Here is a 15,792-nt window from a genome sequence, read left to right as displayed (position 1 = left end):
AGCCGGGCAGCCACCAAGCGGTTGACTGTCAGCGGACGGGCGGCGTCTCGTACGCCTCCTCGGTGAGGTCCCGGGCTGCCCTGCGTAGCCGGCGACGCTCGGCGATGATCATTGCCGCGACTACGGCGACGCCGATCAGGAAAAGCGCCACAATGGACGGCACGTGGTCTCCCGGCGCGTGCAGGCTGCGGTCGTCGGACTGCCACGGCCACAGGGCGCGCAGGCTGCCCAGGATGACGCCGGCCATCACCGCCAGAGTCATCCGACGGTGCTGCTCAAGCAGCCACTGAAGCAGCTTGACGAAGAGCGCCAGGCCGATGACCATGCCGGTCGCGAAAACCGCCAGGTAGCCGAAGTCGCGGTCGTTCACGGCGCTGATCGTCGGCTCGTACAGGCCGACCGTGAGTAGCAGAAACGACCCGGAGACCCCGGGTAGCACCAGAGCGCAGACCGCGACCGCCGCGGCGACAAGCACGACAAGTGGATGTGGCTCGATGGTGGCCTGGGGCAGACCGGTCAACACGAACGCGGCCACCGCGGCGACGACCAGGGCGACCACCTCCGGCCCCCGCCACGGCTTGCCGACCATCGAGATCGGCACCAGCACCGAGGCGAGGACCAGCCCGAGGAAGAGCCCTCTGGTCTGCTCCGGATGGTCGGCCAGCAACGGTTCGAGCAACTTCGCCGCGATCAGCAGGCCGGGCAGCATGCCGACCAGCAGCGGAATCACCACCTCCCAGTGCACCTGCCGCAACTGGTGCCCCGCCCGCGTCCAACCGCGCCCGCGCGGGACATCGGCCACCGCGTACCGCACCGTGTTCACCAGATGCCCGGCGGACGCAATGACCCGCTCGTAGACGCCGGTCACCAGCGCGATCGTCCCGCCGCTGACCCCGGGCACGGCCTCGGCCACGCCGATGGCCGCGCCGCGCAGGACATGGCCTACCCGTTCACCCAATGCCATGAAGATTCCGTTCCGTGAAGCGCTCGATCGATCGCAGGCCCCTGTGGCGTTCGCCACGGTGGATCAGGCTACCGGGGCCGCCGTCGTCGGCCCGGCCAGGTCGGTGCCATGCATCGGCCACCTCCGATTCGCAGGTCAGGATCACGAACACCAATCCGTGCCGGAGGCAGGTGCCCCGCCGACGGTGGTCGGCGGGGCACCTGTGCTGCCGTTCGGCTGCGTGGACGACATGCCGGCCGTACCGGGGCTGAATCCGACCGGGAGGTCGATCAGCGGTAGTCGTCCTCGTCGGCACCGACCACGCGGGCCTGCTCCATGGCGTCCCAGTCGTCGACCTCCAGGCCGCGGTGCGGCTCGACATCCAGCTGGCTCGGATCGACCACGGTCGCCTGCTCGACGGCGTCGGCCGGCTCGGCTTCCGGGTCGCGTTCCTCCGGGCTGAGGTGGTCGCCGGGGGCGAAGTCTTCGCCGGGTTGGCTCATTCGATGCCTCCGGGTCGTCGGCGGTCGGGTACCCATCCACCGTACGGGCTGGACCGCCGGCATGCTGGCAACCGCCGTTCGCCGAGCCGTCGAGGGTACGCCGCCGCCGCGGCCGAGTCGGCCGAATCGACCCACCGGGGACTGTCGCCGGTGTCAGGATGGTGCCGTGGGTTTCCTCATCCGGCTGGCGGCGACCGCCATCGCGCTGTGGATCACCACGCTGGTCGTGCCGGGAGTCGAGGTGACCGGTCGCACCGGGTACGACACGGCGTTCACACTGCTCATAGTCGCGTTGATCTTCGGATTGATCAACGCGGTACTCAAACCGGTCATCAGGGTCGTGGGTTGTGTCTTCTACCTGCTCACCCTCGGCCTGTTCGCCCTCGTGGTCAACGCCCTGTTGTTCCTGTTGACCGACCGGATCGCCCAAGCGCTCGAACTGCCGTTCCAGGTGGACGGGTTCTGGGCGGCCTTCTGGGGGGCCATCGTGATGGCGGTGGTCACCTGGCTGATCAGCGTCGCGGTACCGGATCCGACGGACCGGCGGTGAGCCGGCCCGGTTGCGCCGGTCCGGTGCCGCTACGGGATACTGCCCGCGGAGGACAGCGCGGTCCGGCGCACCAAGGTAGAAGAGGCGGCCGCACGGCCGGGCCCCTACGGAGAACAGCGGCCGTACGGCCGACAGCGGCAAGTAAGGAGCGTTCGAATGCCCATCGCTTCCCCCGAGGCTTACGCCGAGATGCTGGACCGCGCCAAGGCCGGCCGGTATGCGTACCCGGCAATCAACGTGACGTCCTCGCAGACGCTCAACGCGGCGCTCAAAGGCTTCGCCGACGCGGAGAGCGACGGCATCATCCAGGTCTCCACGGGCGGTGCGGAGTACCTCTCCGGCCCCTCGGTCAAGGACATGGTCACCGGCGCGGTGGCGTTCGCCGCGTACGCGCACGAGGTGGCCAAGAAGTACCCGGTCAACATCGCCCTGCACACCGACCACTGCCCGAAGGACAAGCTGGACAAGTTCGTCCGGCCGCTGATGGCCATCTCTCAGGAACGGGTCAAGGCCGGTCAGGAGCCGCTGTACCAGTCGCACATGTGGGACGGCTCGGCGGTGCCGGTGGCGGAGAACCTGGAGATCGCGGCCCAGCTGCTCGACGAGGCGGCCAAGGGCAAGATCGTCCTGGAGATCGAGGTCGGTGTCGTCGGTGGAGAGGAGGACGGCGTCGAGAACGCCATCAACGACAAGCTCTACACCACCGTCGAGGATGGACTGGCGATGGTCGAGGCGCTCGGTCTTGGTGAGAAGGGCCGCTACATGGCGGCGCTGACCTTCGGCAACGTGCACGGCGTCTACAAGCCGGGCAACGTCAAGCTCCGCCCGGAGATCCTCAACCAGATCCAGGAGGCGGTGGGCGCCAAGCACGGCAAGGAGAAGCCCCTCAGCCTGGTCTTCCACGGCGGTTCCGGCTCGCTGCTGTCGGAGATTCGCGAGGCGCTGGACTACGGCGTGGTGAAGATGAACATCGACACCGACACCCAGTACGCCTTCACCCGCCCGGCGGCGGACCACATGCTCCGCAACTACGACGGCGTACTGAAGGTCGACGGCGAGGTCGGCAACAAGAAGATGTACGACCCTCGGGTGTGGGGCAAGGCCGCCGAGGCCGGCATGGCCACCCGCGTCACCGAGGCGTGCGAGCACCTGCGCTCCACCGGCACCACGATGACCAAGTGACGTTCTGACGTCGTGTGGACGGCGGCCGGCCCCGCTCCGGGGCCGGCCGCCACTTTTCACCTCGACCCCCGACGACGCCAACGGGCCGCGGGCGTGACCGGCTTCTCGGCTGTTCAGCCGAGCGGCACGCCGGACCCGCTCGCGAACGACCACACGAAGCGGGTTGAATGAGGCGATGCAGAACCTCCTACCTGAGCCGCCCGCCACGCTCCTGCCCGCGCACACCGAGGCCGACTCCGCGTTGGCCGCAGCCGACCAGGCCGGCAGCGACGAGGCGTTCGCCGAGGTGGCGGCCCGGTTCCCGACCCACAGCGCGGCATGGGCGGCACTTGCCGCCCGGGCGTTCGCGCAGGGCCAGGTCGTGTCGGCGTACGCGTTCGCCCGGACCGGCTATCACCGGGGCCTGGACCAGCTGAGGCGCAGCGGTTGGAAGGGGCACGGCCCGGTGCCGTGGTCGCACGAGCCGAACCGTGGCTTCCTGCGCTGTCTCTACGTGCTGTCCCGGGCAGCGGACGCGATCGCCGAGGCGGACGAGGCGGCTCGCTGCGCCCAGTTTCTCCGTGACTGCGATCCGGCCGCCGCCGACGCGCTGGCCAGCAACTGATGTGGTGTGCTGCCGCCGGCCCGGGTACGCCCGGGCCGGCGGCACCGCGATCCTTCGTCGCTACAGGCCCTCGGCTACCGCTGCGGCGATCCTGAGCCACGCGTCCCGGGTGGCCGACGACAGATGCGCGTAGCGCAGCGGCTCGCCGGTGTCGATGAGCCGCTCGTAGGGCGCCAGCAGCACACCCCTGGTACGGGCGGCGAAGTGTTCCTGGATCGCAGGTAGGTCGATCTCCTTGCGTGACGGCGGCATGGAGACGACGGTGACCGCCTGCCGGACCAGCCGGTGCCGTCCGCTCTGCTCAAGATGATCGAGCATCCGGGCGGCCGTCTCCGCCGAGTCGTTGCGGGCGGACATGGTGACCACCAGTTGGTCGGTGGCGTCCATGGCTGCCTGCCAGTTCTGTGCCCGGACGTTGTTCCCGGTGTCCACGAAGATCAACTTGTAGAACCGGCTGACCACCTCGCGGATCTCGCCGAAGGCGGCGGCGGTGAGCATCTCACCACCGGTGGCCGACTCGTCGGAGGCGAGCACGTCGAACATCCCCTCGCCCTGCGAGCGGACGTACTGGGACAGGTCACCGACCCGACCCTGCGCTCCCTGGAACTGGCTGAGATCCCGCAGCAGGTCCCGCACCGTACGTGAATGGAAGTCCTGCTGGGCCCGCATGCCGAGGGTGCCCTGGGTCTCGTTGTTGTCCCAGGCCAGTACGTATCCGCCGCGATTCTGGCCGAAGGTCATCGCGAGCAGCAGGATGGCGACGGTCTTACCCGCGCCACCCTTCGGGTTGACCACGGTCACCTGCCGCAGCCCACCGAAGTTGCGGCGCACCATCTCGATTTCCCGTTTGCGTTCCAGCTCGTGCCGCCCGGGAGGGAGCTTCACCAAGCCCGTCTTGTTGACCACGGCTCGGAGCCCGGTCGTCGCGACCGGGTCGGCGGGGCGCACCTGTCGTCGGCGGGCGAAATCCTCGGCGGTGGGCGCGGCACCGGCGCGTGGGTCCCAGGCCGGCTCCGGGTAGGCCGACGACACCGGTGGTGCGGGCGGCATACCGGAAGCGGGTGGCCGTCCCGGCCGGGCACTACCAGGTTGCGGTACGGGGGCGCTGCCGTGCTGCGGCGTCAGCGGCGCGCCGAAGGGGGGCGGGCCGGACCGCAGGGGCGTCGGCGGCTGCGGAATCGGTGGTAGCGGTTGGGCGGGTTCGGACCAGGTCCGGCGGGGCACGCCGGTCGAGGTCCCGGCTGCCGGGGCCGGATCGGATCCGTGCCGCTGCGGCGGGTGCGCCCACGGCGATTCCGGCTGCGACCGGGCCACCGGCGCCGTCCGTGGTGGGCCTGCTGCCGAAGCCGCATCGTCGTCTGCACGGGTGTCGGCGCGGCGCACCGAATCGTCCGCAGGACCCTGGGGACCCGGGTCGGCCGGCCCGGCGGCACGGGTGGGTGCGGGTGCGGTGGAATTGTCCCGGCTGAAGGGCAGATCAAGGTCGACCTGGCTGGGCTCGGGCGGGGGCGGCGGCTCCCAGCCGGTGGCGGTCGGCGCACCGTTGGTCAACGACGGATAGTCCGCGGGTGACGGCGGTGCACCCCAGGTGGGCGCACCGAGGCCGTCGATCTGTTCCGGTGGCCAGAGTGGTTCGATGTCCCGTTCGGGCAAGCCATGCTGGCCGGGCACGTGCACCCGGTCGGCGTTGTCGTCCACCACGGTGTCCTCCCCATTCCTCCCGACGAGGATAGGCCCACCGGCCGGTACTGGCCTGCGATGCACCGGCCGGCGCAGGTCAGTCCGCCCAGACCGCCCAGGCGCCCGGCTCGGTCCACCAGGACCGCTTACGCGTCAACCGTCCCGTCACGCCGTCGTCCAGGTACGGCAGCGCGCTGTCGTCCCGGGGTAGCACCGACGCGGCCCGGCCTCGGGCCCGCCGGACCTCCAGGCGGACCCGGTGCCGACCGAGCCGCGACCGGGTGACCACCGGTACGGCCACCGCCACCTCGACCAGCCCGTCGGTCGGGTCGGGCCCGGCCAGCAGCGTCACGTCGTCGAGCCGGGCGTAACCGCCCGCATTCCCGATCGCGCAGGCGAGAAGCGGTTCGTCGCCGTTGCACAGCACGATGTCGTCGACCTCCACCCGACCGCGCCACGGCAGCGGGATGCCGTCGTCGTCGGCGGCACCGATCAGCGCACCGTCTAGGGTCACCGATCCACCGTCGTGGCGCAGTAGATCGAGCCGGCGTGGCGAGCCGTCGAGCACCACGGCGGCCACCGCCGCCGGATCGCGGGCCAACCCGAGCTGCGCGGCGAGGTCGCGGTGCGTCGGGCCCCGGGAGGGGTCGAGTGGCAGTACGCCGACCGGTGGCAGGTCCGGTACCGTGCGGTTGCCGGCGAGGTCCGTCGGGCGACGACTGGGCGGTGGCGCGTACCGCCGGACCATGCGGCGGAGTACGGCGCGCAACTGCGCGTCACCAGTCACGGCGACCACGAGCCGGGTCTTGGTGTCCGGGTCCGGCCAGGTGAGGCCGTCAGGGCGTGGTGGGCCGTCCAGTCGTGCCAGCACCTCGTCGATCTCCGCGTCCGACCGGGCGGTGACCGTCTCGACTCGCGCACCCCTGGCAGTCAATGCGTCAGAGCAGGCCAGCACCGGTACGCGCGGTGTCTCGCAGCGTTCCTTCCGATCCTTGGCGGCTTCGGTGCGACCACCGCAGCAGGCTCCGCCGCTGCCACACCCGGCACCCGGTGCGTCCCGCTCCGAGTCGAGGGTGAGCAGCACCACGTCGTACACGGGTAGCTCCTCCTGCTGTTCTCGACGCGACCCCTGCCGGCCGTGCCGTCACTACTTGTTAGCCTGACACCCCGGGCTCGCTGACCGGTCGCCACCTGGCACCCGAGCCTTATGGAGGCGAGAAGATGCCAGCGATCGTGCTCATCGGCGCTCAGTGGGGCGACGAGGGCAAGGGCAAGGTTACCGACCAGCTGGGTGAGCGGGTCGACTACGTCGTCCGCTACTCGGGCGGCAACAACGCCGGTCACACGGTGATCACCCCGGACGGCCAGAAGTACGCGCTGCACCTGATGCCGTCGGGTGCGCTCTCCCCGAACGCCGTGATCGTGATCGGCAACGGTGTGGTGGTCGACCCGAAGGTACTGCTCACCGAGATCGACGGCCTGGCCGAGCGGGGTGTCGACGTGTCCCGGCTACGGATCTCCGGCGACGCGCACCTGATCATGCCGCACCACCGGGCGCTGGACCGGGTGGTCGAGCGGTACCTGGGTAGCTCGCGGATCGGCACCACCGGCCGGGGTATCGGTCCCGCCTACGGCGACAAGGTGGCCCGGATGGGCATCCGCGTGCAGGATCTGCTCGACCCGGGCATTCTACGCAAAAAGCTGGAACTCGCGTTGCGCGAGAAGAACCAGGTGCTGTTCAAGGTCTACAACCGCAAGGCGATCGACGTCGATGCCACGATCGAGGAGTATCTCGAGTACGCCGAGCGGCTACGGCCGTACATCGCCGAGACCCGGGCGATGCTGTGGGACGCACTGGACCGCGGCGACACCGTGCTGCTGGAGGGCGCCCAGGCGACCATGCTCGACATGGACCACGGCACCTATCCCTTCGTCACCTCGTCCAACCCGACGGCCGGCGGGGCGTGTGTGGGTGCCGGCATCCCGCCGACCGCGATCACGAGGGTGATCGCGGTGAGTAAGGCGTACACCACGCGGGTTGGGTCTGGGCCGTTCCCCACCGAACTGTTCGACGACAACGGTCAGCACCTGCGAAAGGTCGGCCACGAGTACGGCACCACCACCGGTCGGGAACGCCGGTGCGGCTGGTTCGACGCGGTCGTCGCCCGGTACGCCTGCCGCCTGAACGGCGTCACGGACCTGGTGATCACCAAGCTGGACGTGCTCACTGGCCTGCCGACCGTCCCGATCTGCGTCGGCTACGAGATCAACGGCAAGCGGGTCGACGACATGCCGATGTCCCAGACCGACTTCCACCATGCCGTCCCGGTCTACGAGGAGCACGACGGCTGGTGGGAGGACATCACCAAGGCGAGGACCGAGGACGATCTACCCGAGAACGCCAGGCGCTACATCGCCCGCATCGAGCAACTCTGCGGAACCCGCGTCAGCGTCGTCGGTGTGGGCCCCGGCCGGGAGGAGAACGTGACCCGTCAGCCTCTGCTCCCCTGACCCATCGAGAGAGGATCGGTTCAGGCAGCGGTGCCGCCTGTCGTGACGCGACGGCTTCATGATCAACGAGGTTCGCGGCGGGGTCGGTAGGATGACTCGGCGTGCGGGTACTTTTGCTTGGTGGTGGAGGGCGGGAGCATGCGCTCGCGCTGAGGTTGGCCGATGATCCTTCGGTCGAGGCGCTGATCGCGGCACCCGGTAACCCGGGAATCGCGGGGGTGGCGGAGCTGCGGTCGGTCGATCTGGTCGATCCGGCGGCGGTGGCGGGGCTCGCCGTCGAGGTGACCGCCGACCTGGTCGTGATCGGCCCGGAGGCGCCACTTGTCGCCGGGGTGGCCGACGCGGTACGAGCCAAGGGCATAGCGGTCTTCGGGCCGTCGGCCGCGGCGGCCCGGCTGGAGGGATCCAAGACCTTCGCCAAGGAGGTCATGACTGCCGCCGGTGTTCCCACCGCACGGGCGTACACCTGCACCGACGAGGCGGGCACGGCCGCCGCACTGGACCTGTTCGACCCACCGTACGTGGTGAAGAACGACGGGCTCGCCGCCGGCAAGGGGGTGGTGGTCACCGACGACCGCACCGCCGCCGAGGCGCACGCGCGCGACTGTGGCCGGGTGGTGATCGAGGAATACCTCGCTGGTCCCGAGGTGTCGCTGTTCGTGGTGACCGACGGTGAGACGGCTGTGCCGCTCCTGCCGGCGCAGGACTTCAAGCGGGTCGGTGACGGCGACAGCGGCCCCAACACCGGTGGCATGGGGGCGTACGCGCCGCTGCCGTGGGCACCGACCGGTCTGGTGGACGACGTCGTGCGGGACGTGGTGCATCCCACGCTCAGCGAGATGCGGCGCCGGGGCACGCCCTTCTCCGGTCTGCTCTACGTCGGTCTGGCGATCACCGCCGACGGTCCCCGGGTCATCGAGTTCAACGCCCGCTTCGGCGACCCCGAAACCCAGGTGGTGCTCGCGCTGCTGGAGACTCCGCTGGGTGGGCTCCTGCACGCCGCTGCCACCGGTTCGCTTGCCAACCATCCACCGCTGCGGTGGCGTGACGGTGCCGCGGTGACGGTGGTGGTCGCGGCCGAGGGTTACCCTGCGGGGCCGCGTACCGGCGGCGTGATCAGCGGGGGGGAGCAGCCTGGCGTGATCCACGCGGGTACCGTCCGTCGGCCCACCGACGGTGCCCTGCTCTCCGCGGGCGGTCGGGTCCTTTGTGGTACGGCCACCGGCCCGGACCTCGCCGCCGCCCGTGATGCCGCATACCAGGTGGTACGCGGCATCACGCTGCCCGGCTCGCACCATCGCCGGGACATCGCCGCTGCCGCGGTCGACGGCCGGATCACCCTCCCGGTCTGACCGGAGCCCGGCGGAACGCCCCTCACCGATCCAACCTCGACTGAGCCACCGTCCTGGGCGACGCCGCCCGGCCGGACGTACGCCAGGCCGATTCCCCCTGGTCAGACGCACGGCTTGCGGCAAGTAGGCCCTTCCCGCCGATGGGACGTCGCGGTTAGCCGCAAGCCGTGGCACTCGATGACGCGTCAGCCGTAGTAGCGGCGTAGTTCGCGGGCGAGGACCTTGCCGGTGGCGTTACGGGGCAGGTACTTGACGAACACGACGTAGCGGGGCACCGAGAAGCGGGCCAGGTAGTGCCGGACGTACTCACGGACCGCCTCGGCGTCGAGGGTCTCGCCGGGACACAGGGCGATGAAGGCGGCGAGCCGCTGGCCGTAGTCGGGATCGGGTACGCCGATGACGGCGGCTTCGCGTACCTGGGGGAGCTGGGTGAGCAACTGTTCCACCTCGGCGGGGAAGACGTTCTCACCACCGGAGACGATCATGTCGTCGGCGCGGCCGTCCACGAAGAGCAGCCCGTCGGGGTTTATCCGACCCAGGTCGCCGGTGTCGAGCAGGTCGCCGTGCCGGTCAGGGCCGGAGGTGTAGCCCTCGAACAGCATCTCGTTGCCGACCATGATGCGCCCGACGCGACCACCGGGCACCGGCCGACCGTCGTCGTCGACGATCTCCAGCCGGGTGCCGTGCGGTGGTCTGCCCGCTGTGGTGGGTGCCCGGCGCAGGTCGGCCGGGGTGGCGATGGAGGCCCAGGACGTCTCGGTCGAGCCGTACAGGTTGTAGAGGACGTCTCCGTAGGCGTCCATGAACGTCGCCGGCAAGCCGCCGGGCAGCGCCGAGCCACTCACCGCGACCACCTTCAGCGGCGGTCGGTGCTCCGGCACCGGCTCCTCCGTCAGGCGTTGCAGCATCACCGGCACCGCGAACAACGCCTGACACCGGTGCCGGGTGAGGGCTTCCAGGGTGGCGCTCGGGTCGAAGCGTCGGTGCAGCACGATCGTGGCCCGGAGGGCGAAGCAGACCTGTAGGGCGGCGAACCCCCAGGTGTGGAAGATCGGGGCGGCGATCAGCACCCGGTCCCGTACGTGCAGCGGAATCCGGTCGATGATGGACACCAGCGGGCCGAAACCGTTCGGTGTGGGCCGTCGGGCGCCCTTGGGCGTACCGGTGGTGCCGGAGGTGAGCACGATGATCCGGCCGTCCCGCCCGGGCGGGTGCAGTTCGCCGGGGAGGGCGTTGTCGATCAGTTCGTTGCGGGCCTGCTCACCGAGGCGGTGCAGGTCCGCCGGCAACCCGATGGTCTGTTCGGTGAATTCGTCGTCGTGCACCAGGACCCGCAGCCGCTGCTCCTGAGCCACCGTGGCCAGTTGCGCCGGGGAGAGCCCGGTGTTCACGAGCACGGCGTCGGCGCCCAGCAGCGTGGCGGCGACTATGGTCTCGATCAACCCCGGGTGGTTTCGGCCGAGTACGGCGACCCGGTCGCCGGCCTGGACGCCGAGCGCGGCGCGCAGCGCACGAGCCAGTCGCATGGACCGGTCGAGCAGTTCGGCGTACGTCAGCTCGGTGCCCTGGTCGTCGATGATCGCGGCCCGGCCCGGGTCTCTGGCCGCCGCCTGGCGTAGCTCTCCGGCGATGCTCCAACCCCACCTGCGTAGCGCGCTGAGCTGGGATGCGACCCGTATCGGGCGGCCCGGGGCGAGTAGCCCACGCCGGGTCAGCGTGGTGACGATGAACGGCAGGTCCATGCCCGCGTACCTCCTGGCGGTCAGCGGATCTGCATCCCGGCGACCGCCCGGGAGATGACCAGCCGCTGCATCTCCGGGGGGCCCTCGAAGATGGTGAGAATCTTGGTATCGCGGTTCCAGTGCTCGACCGGGTGGTCGCGCAGGAAACCGGCGCCACCGAGCGACTGGACCGCCGTTTCGGTCACCTCGCCGGCCTTGAGCTTGGCCATCGACCGTCACCGTACCCATTCGGCGGCGGCTGGGCGCACGACCTCGCGGGCGAAGCCGTGCACCCAGTCGCGTAGATCCCGCTGTTCCTCGTTCAGGTCGAGCGAGAACTTCGCCATCTCAGGCCTTGGGGATGTCGAAGAGGTTCGCGATGTTGGCGGCCAGGCCCAGGTCACCCTTGGCCTTGAGCTTGCCGGTCATGAACATCATGACCGGGTTCGTGCCGCCGGAGATGACCTTGAGGAACTCGACCGGGGGCAGGGTCAGGCTCAGCCGGGGCTCGTGCTGCGGGGTCCCGTTGACCGTGCAGGTGCCGTCGGCGATGACAACCTCGTAGGTGTCGGTGCCGCCGTCCGGAGCGCCGGTGATGTTCCAGTGGATGACCGCGTTCGTGGAGCCGGCCCGGTCGGCACGGAACAGCTGCGGCATCCGCCCGAAGACCTCGTCGAGGATCTTGCCGCGCAGATCACCCGACATCACCTCGGACAGCTTGCTCTCCGGAGTGTTCTTGACGAGCTGGGCGAACTCCTTCGGGCCGACGTTGGCGAAGTTGGCCGGATCGAAGTCAGTCATGGAAAAACACCTCTCGGACAATGGCTACTCATGCGTAACATTACGCACGAGTAGGTATGCTCGCAAGGTGTCCACCGGTCCCGCCTTCAAGCGCCTTCCACGCGCCGTACGGCAGCAGCAGATGCTCGACTCCGCAGTGCGGATCTTCTCCCGACGCGGCTACCACAGCGCCAGCATGGACGAGATCGCCGAGGCGGCCGGCATATCCAAACCCATGGTGTACGCGTACCTCGGCACCAAAGAAGAACTATTCGTCGCCTGCCTGCACCGCGAGGGCACCCGGATGATGGAGGCGATCGCCGGGGCCGCCGCCCCCGACCTGCCCGCCGACGAACGACTCTGGCGCGGATTGCGAGCCTTCCTCGGCTTCGTCGGCGCGCACCGGGACGGCTGGGCAGTGCTCTACCGTCAAGCCCGGGCCGAACAGTCACTGGCACGTGAGCTGACGGTGATGCGCGCCCGGCTGGTGGAGGTGGTCGCCGGGATGCTCAACCACGCGCTGCGCGCCGAAGGGCGCCAAGTGGCGGACACCGAACTGGAGGTCGTCGCGTACGCGCTCGTCGGCGCGAGCGAGTCACTTGCCGACTGGCTCGCCGACCATCCGGAAGCCGACCCGGAGAAGACCGCCACGCAGATGATGAACGTCGCCTGGCTCGGCGCCGGCCAACTGCTGCACGGCGTGACCTGGCGCCCGGCCGGGATGCCCGCTACCCGTCGGCATCGGACGACACCGGGGCCCGGCGCCGAGCGCGGCGCCGCATCCGGCGGGCCACCTCCAGTGACGCCGTGACTGCCAGCGACAGGCCGATCCCGGTCAGGATCCCGCGCAGCGGATCGCTTTCGTAGGACAGCCCGCCGACGGCACCCAACAGCACGCAGTACAACGACCAGGAGGCGGCACCGATCAGGTCGTAGAGCAGGAACGCCCGTAGCGGATAGCGGACCGCTCCCATCGCCAAGGTCACCGCCGTCCGCCCACCGGGGACGTAACGGGCAGCGGTGAGGATCAGGCCGCCCCGCCGCTCCACCGCCCGACGGGCCCACTGTGAGCCGGCCCGCCGTCGACTGTCTCTCGGAGACCGGTCCAGCCGTCCTGCCCCGCCGCCGCGCCCGATCGCGTACGAGACGTGGTCGCCGATGACGGCGCCGAACATGGCGGCCACGACCACCAGCATCACGTTCGGCTCACCTCCGGTGGCCAGCACCGTGACCGTGATGACCGCCGCCTCGGCCGGCACCAGCGGGAAGATCGCGTCAACCGCGGTGAGCCCGAGCAGCAGCAGGTACACCCACGGCGAGGTGAGCGTGTGTCGGAGCAGGTCGAAGGCGGCCTCCATGGGTCCATGCTCAGGCCACCAGCTGTGCGGAGGGGGCCCTTCCTCCACACGAGGCGTAAACGGGGTGCCCTTCCGCGACCTGCCGGGCAAGTGCCCGGCCCACTCATCGAATGGTGCCTACGAGATGTGGCCGGCCGCGTCGGTCGTGCAGGCTGAAATCCCAGCCCGAGCCGAGCGCCGTGGCGCTGAAGGTCACCGTGCCGGGCAGCGGCACCGGCAGCTTGAACGCCACGTCCGCCGTGTACGTCTCCGGCAGCCGACTCTCCAGCGCCGCGAGACACCGTGCGGCGCTCCACATCCCGTGCGCAATGGGACGGGGAAACCCGAGCAGCCGCGCCCCCACCCGCGAGGTGTGGATCGGGTTGTGGTCGCCGGAGACCCGCGCGTAGTCCGTACCCACCCGGGGCGTGACCGACCAGCGCGCGGTGACGGCCGGCGGCGGTGGTCGGTCGCCGTGGCCGCGCCGCTGACCACCGTCCGGGGCGCGCTGCCGGCCGAGGTAGGTCGAGACGCCGCGCCACACCTCCTCGCCGTCGACCGACCCGACGAGTACGACATCCACCTGCCGCCCCCGCTCGTGCGGGCGCAGATTCTCTGCCCAGGTGGTGAAGTCCAGCCGGTCGGTGACGGTGACCGGCCTACGTACCGTGATCTGGTTGCCCACGTGCACCACCCCGGTCAGCGGGATCGGAAACTCCGGGGCGCTGATCAGACGTAGCGTCAGTGGAAAGCCCATGACGTGCGGGAAGGTCGCGGGTAACCGGTCGGCGAGCCGGAACCCGCAGACCCGGTCGTAGTCAGCCAGCCGCTCCTGGTCCACCGGCACGCCACCCACCGCCAGCTGCACCGCCGGCACCGTTGCACCGCGCCGACCACCCAGATCCGCCACCGCGCCCAGCAGCGCCCGCCGATACGACGGCCCGGCCGCCGGTAGCCGGGGCAACTCCACCCGGGCCCGTGCCGTCGGTACGGGCGGAACGCCGCCGCTGGTGCCGGTTCGTTGCGCGTCGGCGGACGCTGGCGTCACCGAATCCACAGCCGGTGGGTCGGCCGGGGCGTGGCCGGACAGGTCGCGGGTCGCCTCCAGGTCCCCGTCGCCGGTCGGTCCGGCGAGCACGGCGGCCTGGATCTCGGGGGTCAGGTTCTCGGTCGGCCCGTCGATCAGCTCGTCCACCGACAGGTCGTCGGCCGGCTCGTCGTCGCGTCGGCGCCGGGCCATCACGCCCCCAGCAGACTCTGGCCGCAGACCCGCACGACGTTGCCGGTCAGCGCACCGGACGCCGGCCAGGCCAGCCAGCCGATGGTCTCCGCGACGTCCACCGGCAAACCACCCTGCGAAAGGCTGTTCATCCGGCGCCCCGCCTCCCGCAGCACCAGCGGGATCCGGGCGGTGAGCCGGGTCTCGATGAAGCCGGGCGCGACCGCATTGACACTGATCTGACGCTTCCTCAGCGTCGGAGCGAGCGATTCGACCAACCCGACGACCCCGGCCTTGCTGGTGGCGTAGTTGGTCTGGCCCCGGTTACCGGCGATCCCGGCGATCGAGGAGACACCGATGATCCGTCCTCCGGCGGGGATCAGCTCGCGTTCCAGCAGCGCGTCGTTGATCCGCTCCTGACTGGACAGGTTGACGTCGATGACCTGAGCCCACCGGTCGGCGTCCATCCGACCGAGGGTCCTGTCCCGGGTGATGCCGGCGTTGTGCACCACCACGTCCACCCGCCGGTGCCGGCTGGCCAGGTGTTCGGCGAGCCGGGTCGGCGCGTCGGCGGCGGTCAGGTCGAGCTGCACGGCACTGCCGCCGATCTCGTTGGCGACCACGGCCAGTTCGTCCCCGGCGGCGGGGATGTCCAGTGCCACCACTGTCGCGCCGTCGCGGGCGAGTGTCCGGGCCAGTGCCGCGCCGATACCTCGGGCCGCGCCGGTGACCAGCACCACCTGTCCGTCGAGTGGATGGTCCCAGTCGGCCGGTGCGGTGGCCTGGCCGGCGCCGACCCGGATCACCTGCCCCGAGACGTACGCGGAGCGGCCCGACAACAGGAACCGTAGGGTCGCCTCCAGGCTGGTCCAGGTGCCCGCGTCGGCGTTCCGGGTGACGTACACCAGCTGCGCGGTGATACCGCGGCCGAACTCCTTGCCGATGCTGCGGGTCAATCCTTCCAGTGCCCGCTGGGCGGTCGCCTCGCGTGGCGTGCCGCACTCGTCCGGGGGCGTGCCCAGCACGATCACCCGGCCGCTGGGCTGCACCGCCCGGGCCTGCGGATGAAAGAAGTCGTAGAGCTGGCGCAGGTGGGACGACTCGCTGATGCCGGTGGCGTCGAAGACGAGAGCGGCGCTCTCCGGCGTACGACCGGTCGCCGGATCGGGCACGGCGGTGGCCTGATCGCGCAGCGCGAGCCCGGCGGCGGCCAGGGCACTGCTGACCGGTTCGGTGAGCCGTCCGCCGCTGGCGGCACCGAGCAGCACCAGCCCGGGCAGAATTGGCTCACCGGGAACGTGCCGGCGTAGTCGCGGCGGATCGGGCAACCCGAGGCGCTTGACCAGCGCCCGCCCGGCGCCCGATTGGACGAAGCTCGCATACCTGTCGGTCATAGGCGTAGCCTACTGG

16 protein-coding genes and 1 pseudogene are annotated in these 15,792 nt (G+C 70.5%); 6 read left to right on the top strand and 11 right to left on the bottom strand.

Annotation, left to right across the window (positions count from 1 at the left end; all coding sequences use genetic code 11):
• Window positions 1-28: 28 nt before the first annotated feature.
• Together HCA58_RS05695 and HCA58_RS05690 are read right to left on the bottom strand one after the other, a co-directional pair.
• On the bottom strand, window positions 29-964 hold the full coding sequence (locus tag HCA58_RS05695; RefSeq protein ID WP_205807731.1) for a DUF368 domain-containing protein: 936 nt from the start codon (window positions 962-964) through the stop codon (window positions 29-31).
• Window positions 965-1,233: 269 nt separating this feature from the next.
• Window positions 1,234-1,446, bottom strand: coding sequence for a hypothetical protein (locus HCA58_RS05690; RefSeq protein WP_169596713.1), 213 nt, complete (start codon window positions 1,444-1,446; stop codon window positions 1,234-1,236).
• Window positions 1,447-1,612: 166 nt separating this feature from the next.
• On the opposite strand from HCA58_RS05690, the gene HCA58_RS05685 reads away from it, so the two are divergent.
• The 3 genes from HCA58_RS05685 (at window position 1,613) to HCA58_RS05675 (ending at window position 3,782) form a co-directional block, all read left to right on the top strand.
• Window positions 1,613-1,996 carry a phage holin family protein gene (locus HCA58_RS05685; protein WP_169596712.1) on the top strand — a complete coding sequence of 128 codons (384 nt, stop codon included), beginning with the start codon at window positions 1,613-1,615 and terminating at the stop codon, window positions 1,994-1,996.
• Window positions 1,997-2,032: 36 nt separating this feature from the next.
• Complete coding sequence (gene fbaA, locus HCA58_RS05680) at window positions 2,033-3,178, top strand: class II fructose-bisphosphate aldolase (protein WP_346775893.1); 1,146 nt, start codon at window positions 2,033-2,035, stop codon at window positions 3,176-3,178.
• Between the two features lie 175 nt (window positions 3,179-3,353).
• Complete coding sequence (locus tag HCA58_RS05675; RefSeq protein WP_169596710.1) at window positions 3,354-3,782, top strand: DUF3151 domain-containing protein; 429 nt, start codon at window positions 3,354-3,356, stop codon at window positions 3,780-3,782.
• Between the two features lie 60 nt (window positions 3,783-3,842).
• Here HCA58_RS05675 and HCA58_RS05670 read toward each other — a convergent pair whose 3' ends face one another.
• Complete coding sequence (locus HCA58_RS05670; RefSeq protein WP_169596709.1) at window positions 3,843-5,483, bottom strand: chromosome partitioning protein; 1,641 nt, start codon at window positions 5,481-5,483, stop codon at window positions 3,843-3,845.
• Between the two features lie 76 nt (window positions 5,484-5,559).
• Window positions 5,560-6,558, bottom strand: coding sequence for a hypothetical protein (locus HCA58_RS05665; protein ID WP_169596708.1), 999 nt, complete (start codon window positions 6,556-6,558; stop codon window positions 5,560-5,562).
• A gap of 125 nt (window positions 6,559-6,683) precedes the next feature.
• On the opposite strand from HCA58_RS05665, the gene HCA58_RS05660 reads away from it, so the two are divergent.
• Both HCA58_RS05660 and purD read left to right on the top strand, forming a co-directional pair.
• Window positions 6,684-7,973, top strand: a complete 1,290-nt coding sequence (locus HCA58_RS05660) for an adenylosuccinate synthase (protein WP_169596707.1) — start codon at window positions 6,684-6,686, stop codon at window positions 7,971-7,973.
• 101 nt (window positions 7,974-8,074) lie between these two features.
• Entirely contained in the window at window positions 8,075-9,325 is a 1,251-nt protein-coding gene (gene purD, locus HCA58_RS05655) for a phosphoribosylamine--glycine ligase (protein ID WP_169596706.1), read from the top strand.
• Window positions 9,326-9,510: 185 nt separating this feature from the next.
• On the opposite strand, the gene HCA58_RS05650 is transcribed toward purD, so the two are convergent.
• From HCA58_RS05650 to HCA58_RS05640, 4 genes and pseudogenes are all read right to left on the bottom strand, one after another.
• A complete protein-coding gene (locus tag HCA58_RS05650) occupies window positions 9,511-11,067 on the bottom strand; it encodes an AMP-binding protein (RefSeq protein ID WP_169596705.1) in 1,557 nt (518 codons plus the stop codon).
• Window positions 11,068-11,087: 20 nt separating this feature from the next.
• Window positions 11,088-11,279 (bottom strand): annotated as a pseudogene (locus tag HCA58_RS05645) (acyl-CoA dehydrogenase family protein); the annotation flags it as partial.
• Between the two features lie 3 nt (window positions 11,280-11,282).
• Complete coding sequence (locus HCA58_RS23345) at window positions 11,283-11,393, bottom strand: acyl-CoA dehydrogenase family protein (protein ID WP_240955559.1); 111 nt, start codon at window positions 11,391-11,393, stop codon at window positions 11,283-11,285.
• 1 nt (window position 11,394) lies between these two features.
• A complete protein-coding gene (locus tag HCA58_RS05640; RefSeq protein WP_169596704.1) occupies window positions 11,395-11,847 on the bottom strand; it encodes an SCP2 sterol-binding domain-containing protein in 453 nt (150 codons plus the stop codon).
• 67 nt (window positions 11,848-11,914) lie between these two features.
• On the opposite strand from HCA58_RS05640, the gene HCA58_RS05635 reads away from it, so the two are divergent.
• Window positions 11,915-12,637, top strand: coding sequence for a TetR/AcrR family transcriptional regulator (locus HCA58_RS05635; protein WP_346775882.1), 723 nt, complete (start codon window positions 11,915-11,917; stop codon window positions 12,635-12,637).
• Here the strand turns inward: HCA58_RS05635 and HCA58_RS05630 are convergent.
• The 3 genes from HCA58_RS05630 to HCA58_RS05620 form a co-directional block, all read right to left on the bottom strand.
• Entirely contained in the window at window positions 12,555-13,184 is a 630-nt protein-coding gene (locus HCA58_RS05630) for a VTT domain-containing protein (RefSeq protein WP_169596702.1), read from the bottom strand. The two genes, HCA58_RS05635 and HCA58_RS05630, sit on opposite strands and share 83 nt — an antisense overlap.
• Before the next feature lie 103 nt (window positions 13,185-13,287).
• Window positions 13,288-14,403 carry a MaoC/PaaZ C-terminal domain-containing protein gene (locus HCA58_RS05625; protein WP_169596975.1) on the bottom strand — a complete coding sequence of 372 codons (1,116 nt, stop codon included), beginning with the start codon at window positions 14,401-14,403 and terminating at the stop codon, window positions 13,288-13,290.
• Window positions 14,403-15,776 (bottom strand): 3-oxoacyl-ACP reductase, encoded by a 1,374-nt coding sequence (locus HCA58_RS05620; RefSeq protein WP_169596701.1) that lies wholly within the window; start codon window positions 15,774-15,776, stop codon window positions 14,403-14,405. Before HCA58_RS05620 ends, HCA58_RS05625 begins: the two co-directional genes overlap by 1 nt.
• Window positions 15,777-15,792 lie beyond the last annotated feature (16 nt).

Source organism: Micromonospora sp. HNM0581, from assembly GCF_012726175.1.
GTDB lineage: Bacteria > Actinomycetota > Actinomycetes > Mycobacteriales > Micromonosporaceae > Micromonospora.
This window is presented reverse-complemented; position numbering and strand designations above follow the sequence as displayed.

Excerpts from the sequence above, each read along its gene's own strand:
- HCA58_RS05695 (WP_205807731.1), bottom strand. The coding sequence starts at position 964 with ATGGCATTGGGTGAACGGGTAGGCCATGTCCTGCGCGGCGCGGCCATC.
- HCA58_RS05690 (WP_169596713.1), bottom strand. The coding sequence starts at position 1,446 with ATGAGCCAACCCGGCGAAGACTTCGCCCCCGGCGACCACCTCAGCCCG.
- HCA58_RS05675 (WP_169596710.1), top strand. The coding sequence starts at position 3,354 with ATGCAGAACCTCCTACCTGAGCCGCCCGCCACGCTCCTGCCCGCGCAC.
- HCA58_RS05660 (WP_169596707.1), top strand. The coding sequence starts at position 6,684 with ATGCCAGCGATCGTGCTCATCGGCGCTCAGTGGGGCGACGAGGGCAAG.
- HCA58_RS05650 (WP_169596705.1), bottom strand. The coding sequence starts at position 11,067 with ATGGACCTGCCGTTCATCGTCACCACGCTGACCCGGCGTGGGCTACTC.
- HCA58_RS23345 (WP_240955559.1), bottom strand. The coding sequence starts at position 11,393 with ATGGCGAAGTTCTCGCTCGACCTGAACGAGGAACAGCGGGATCTACGC.
- HCA58_RS05640 (WP_169596704.1), bottom strand. The coding sequence starts at position 11,847 with ATGACTGACTTCGATCCGGCCAACTTCGCCAACGTCGGCCCGAAGGAG.
- HCA58_RS05630 (WP_169596702.1), bottom strand. The coding sequence starts at position 13,184 with ATGGAGGCCGCCTTCGACCTGCTCCGACACACGCTCACCTCGCCGTGG.
- HCA58_RS05625 (WP_169596975.1), bottom strand. The coding sequence starts at position 14,403 with ATGGCCCGGCGCCGACGCGACGACGAGCCGGCCGACGACCTGTCGGTG.
- HCA58_RS05620 (WP_169596701.1), bottom strand. The coding sequence starts at position 15,776 with ATGACCGACAGGTATGCGAGCTTCGTCCAATCGGGCGCCGGGCGGGCG.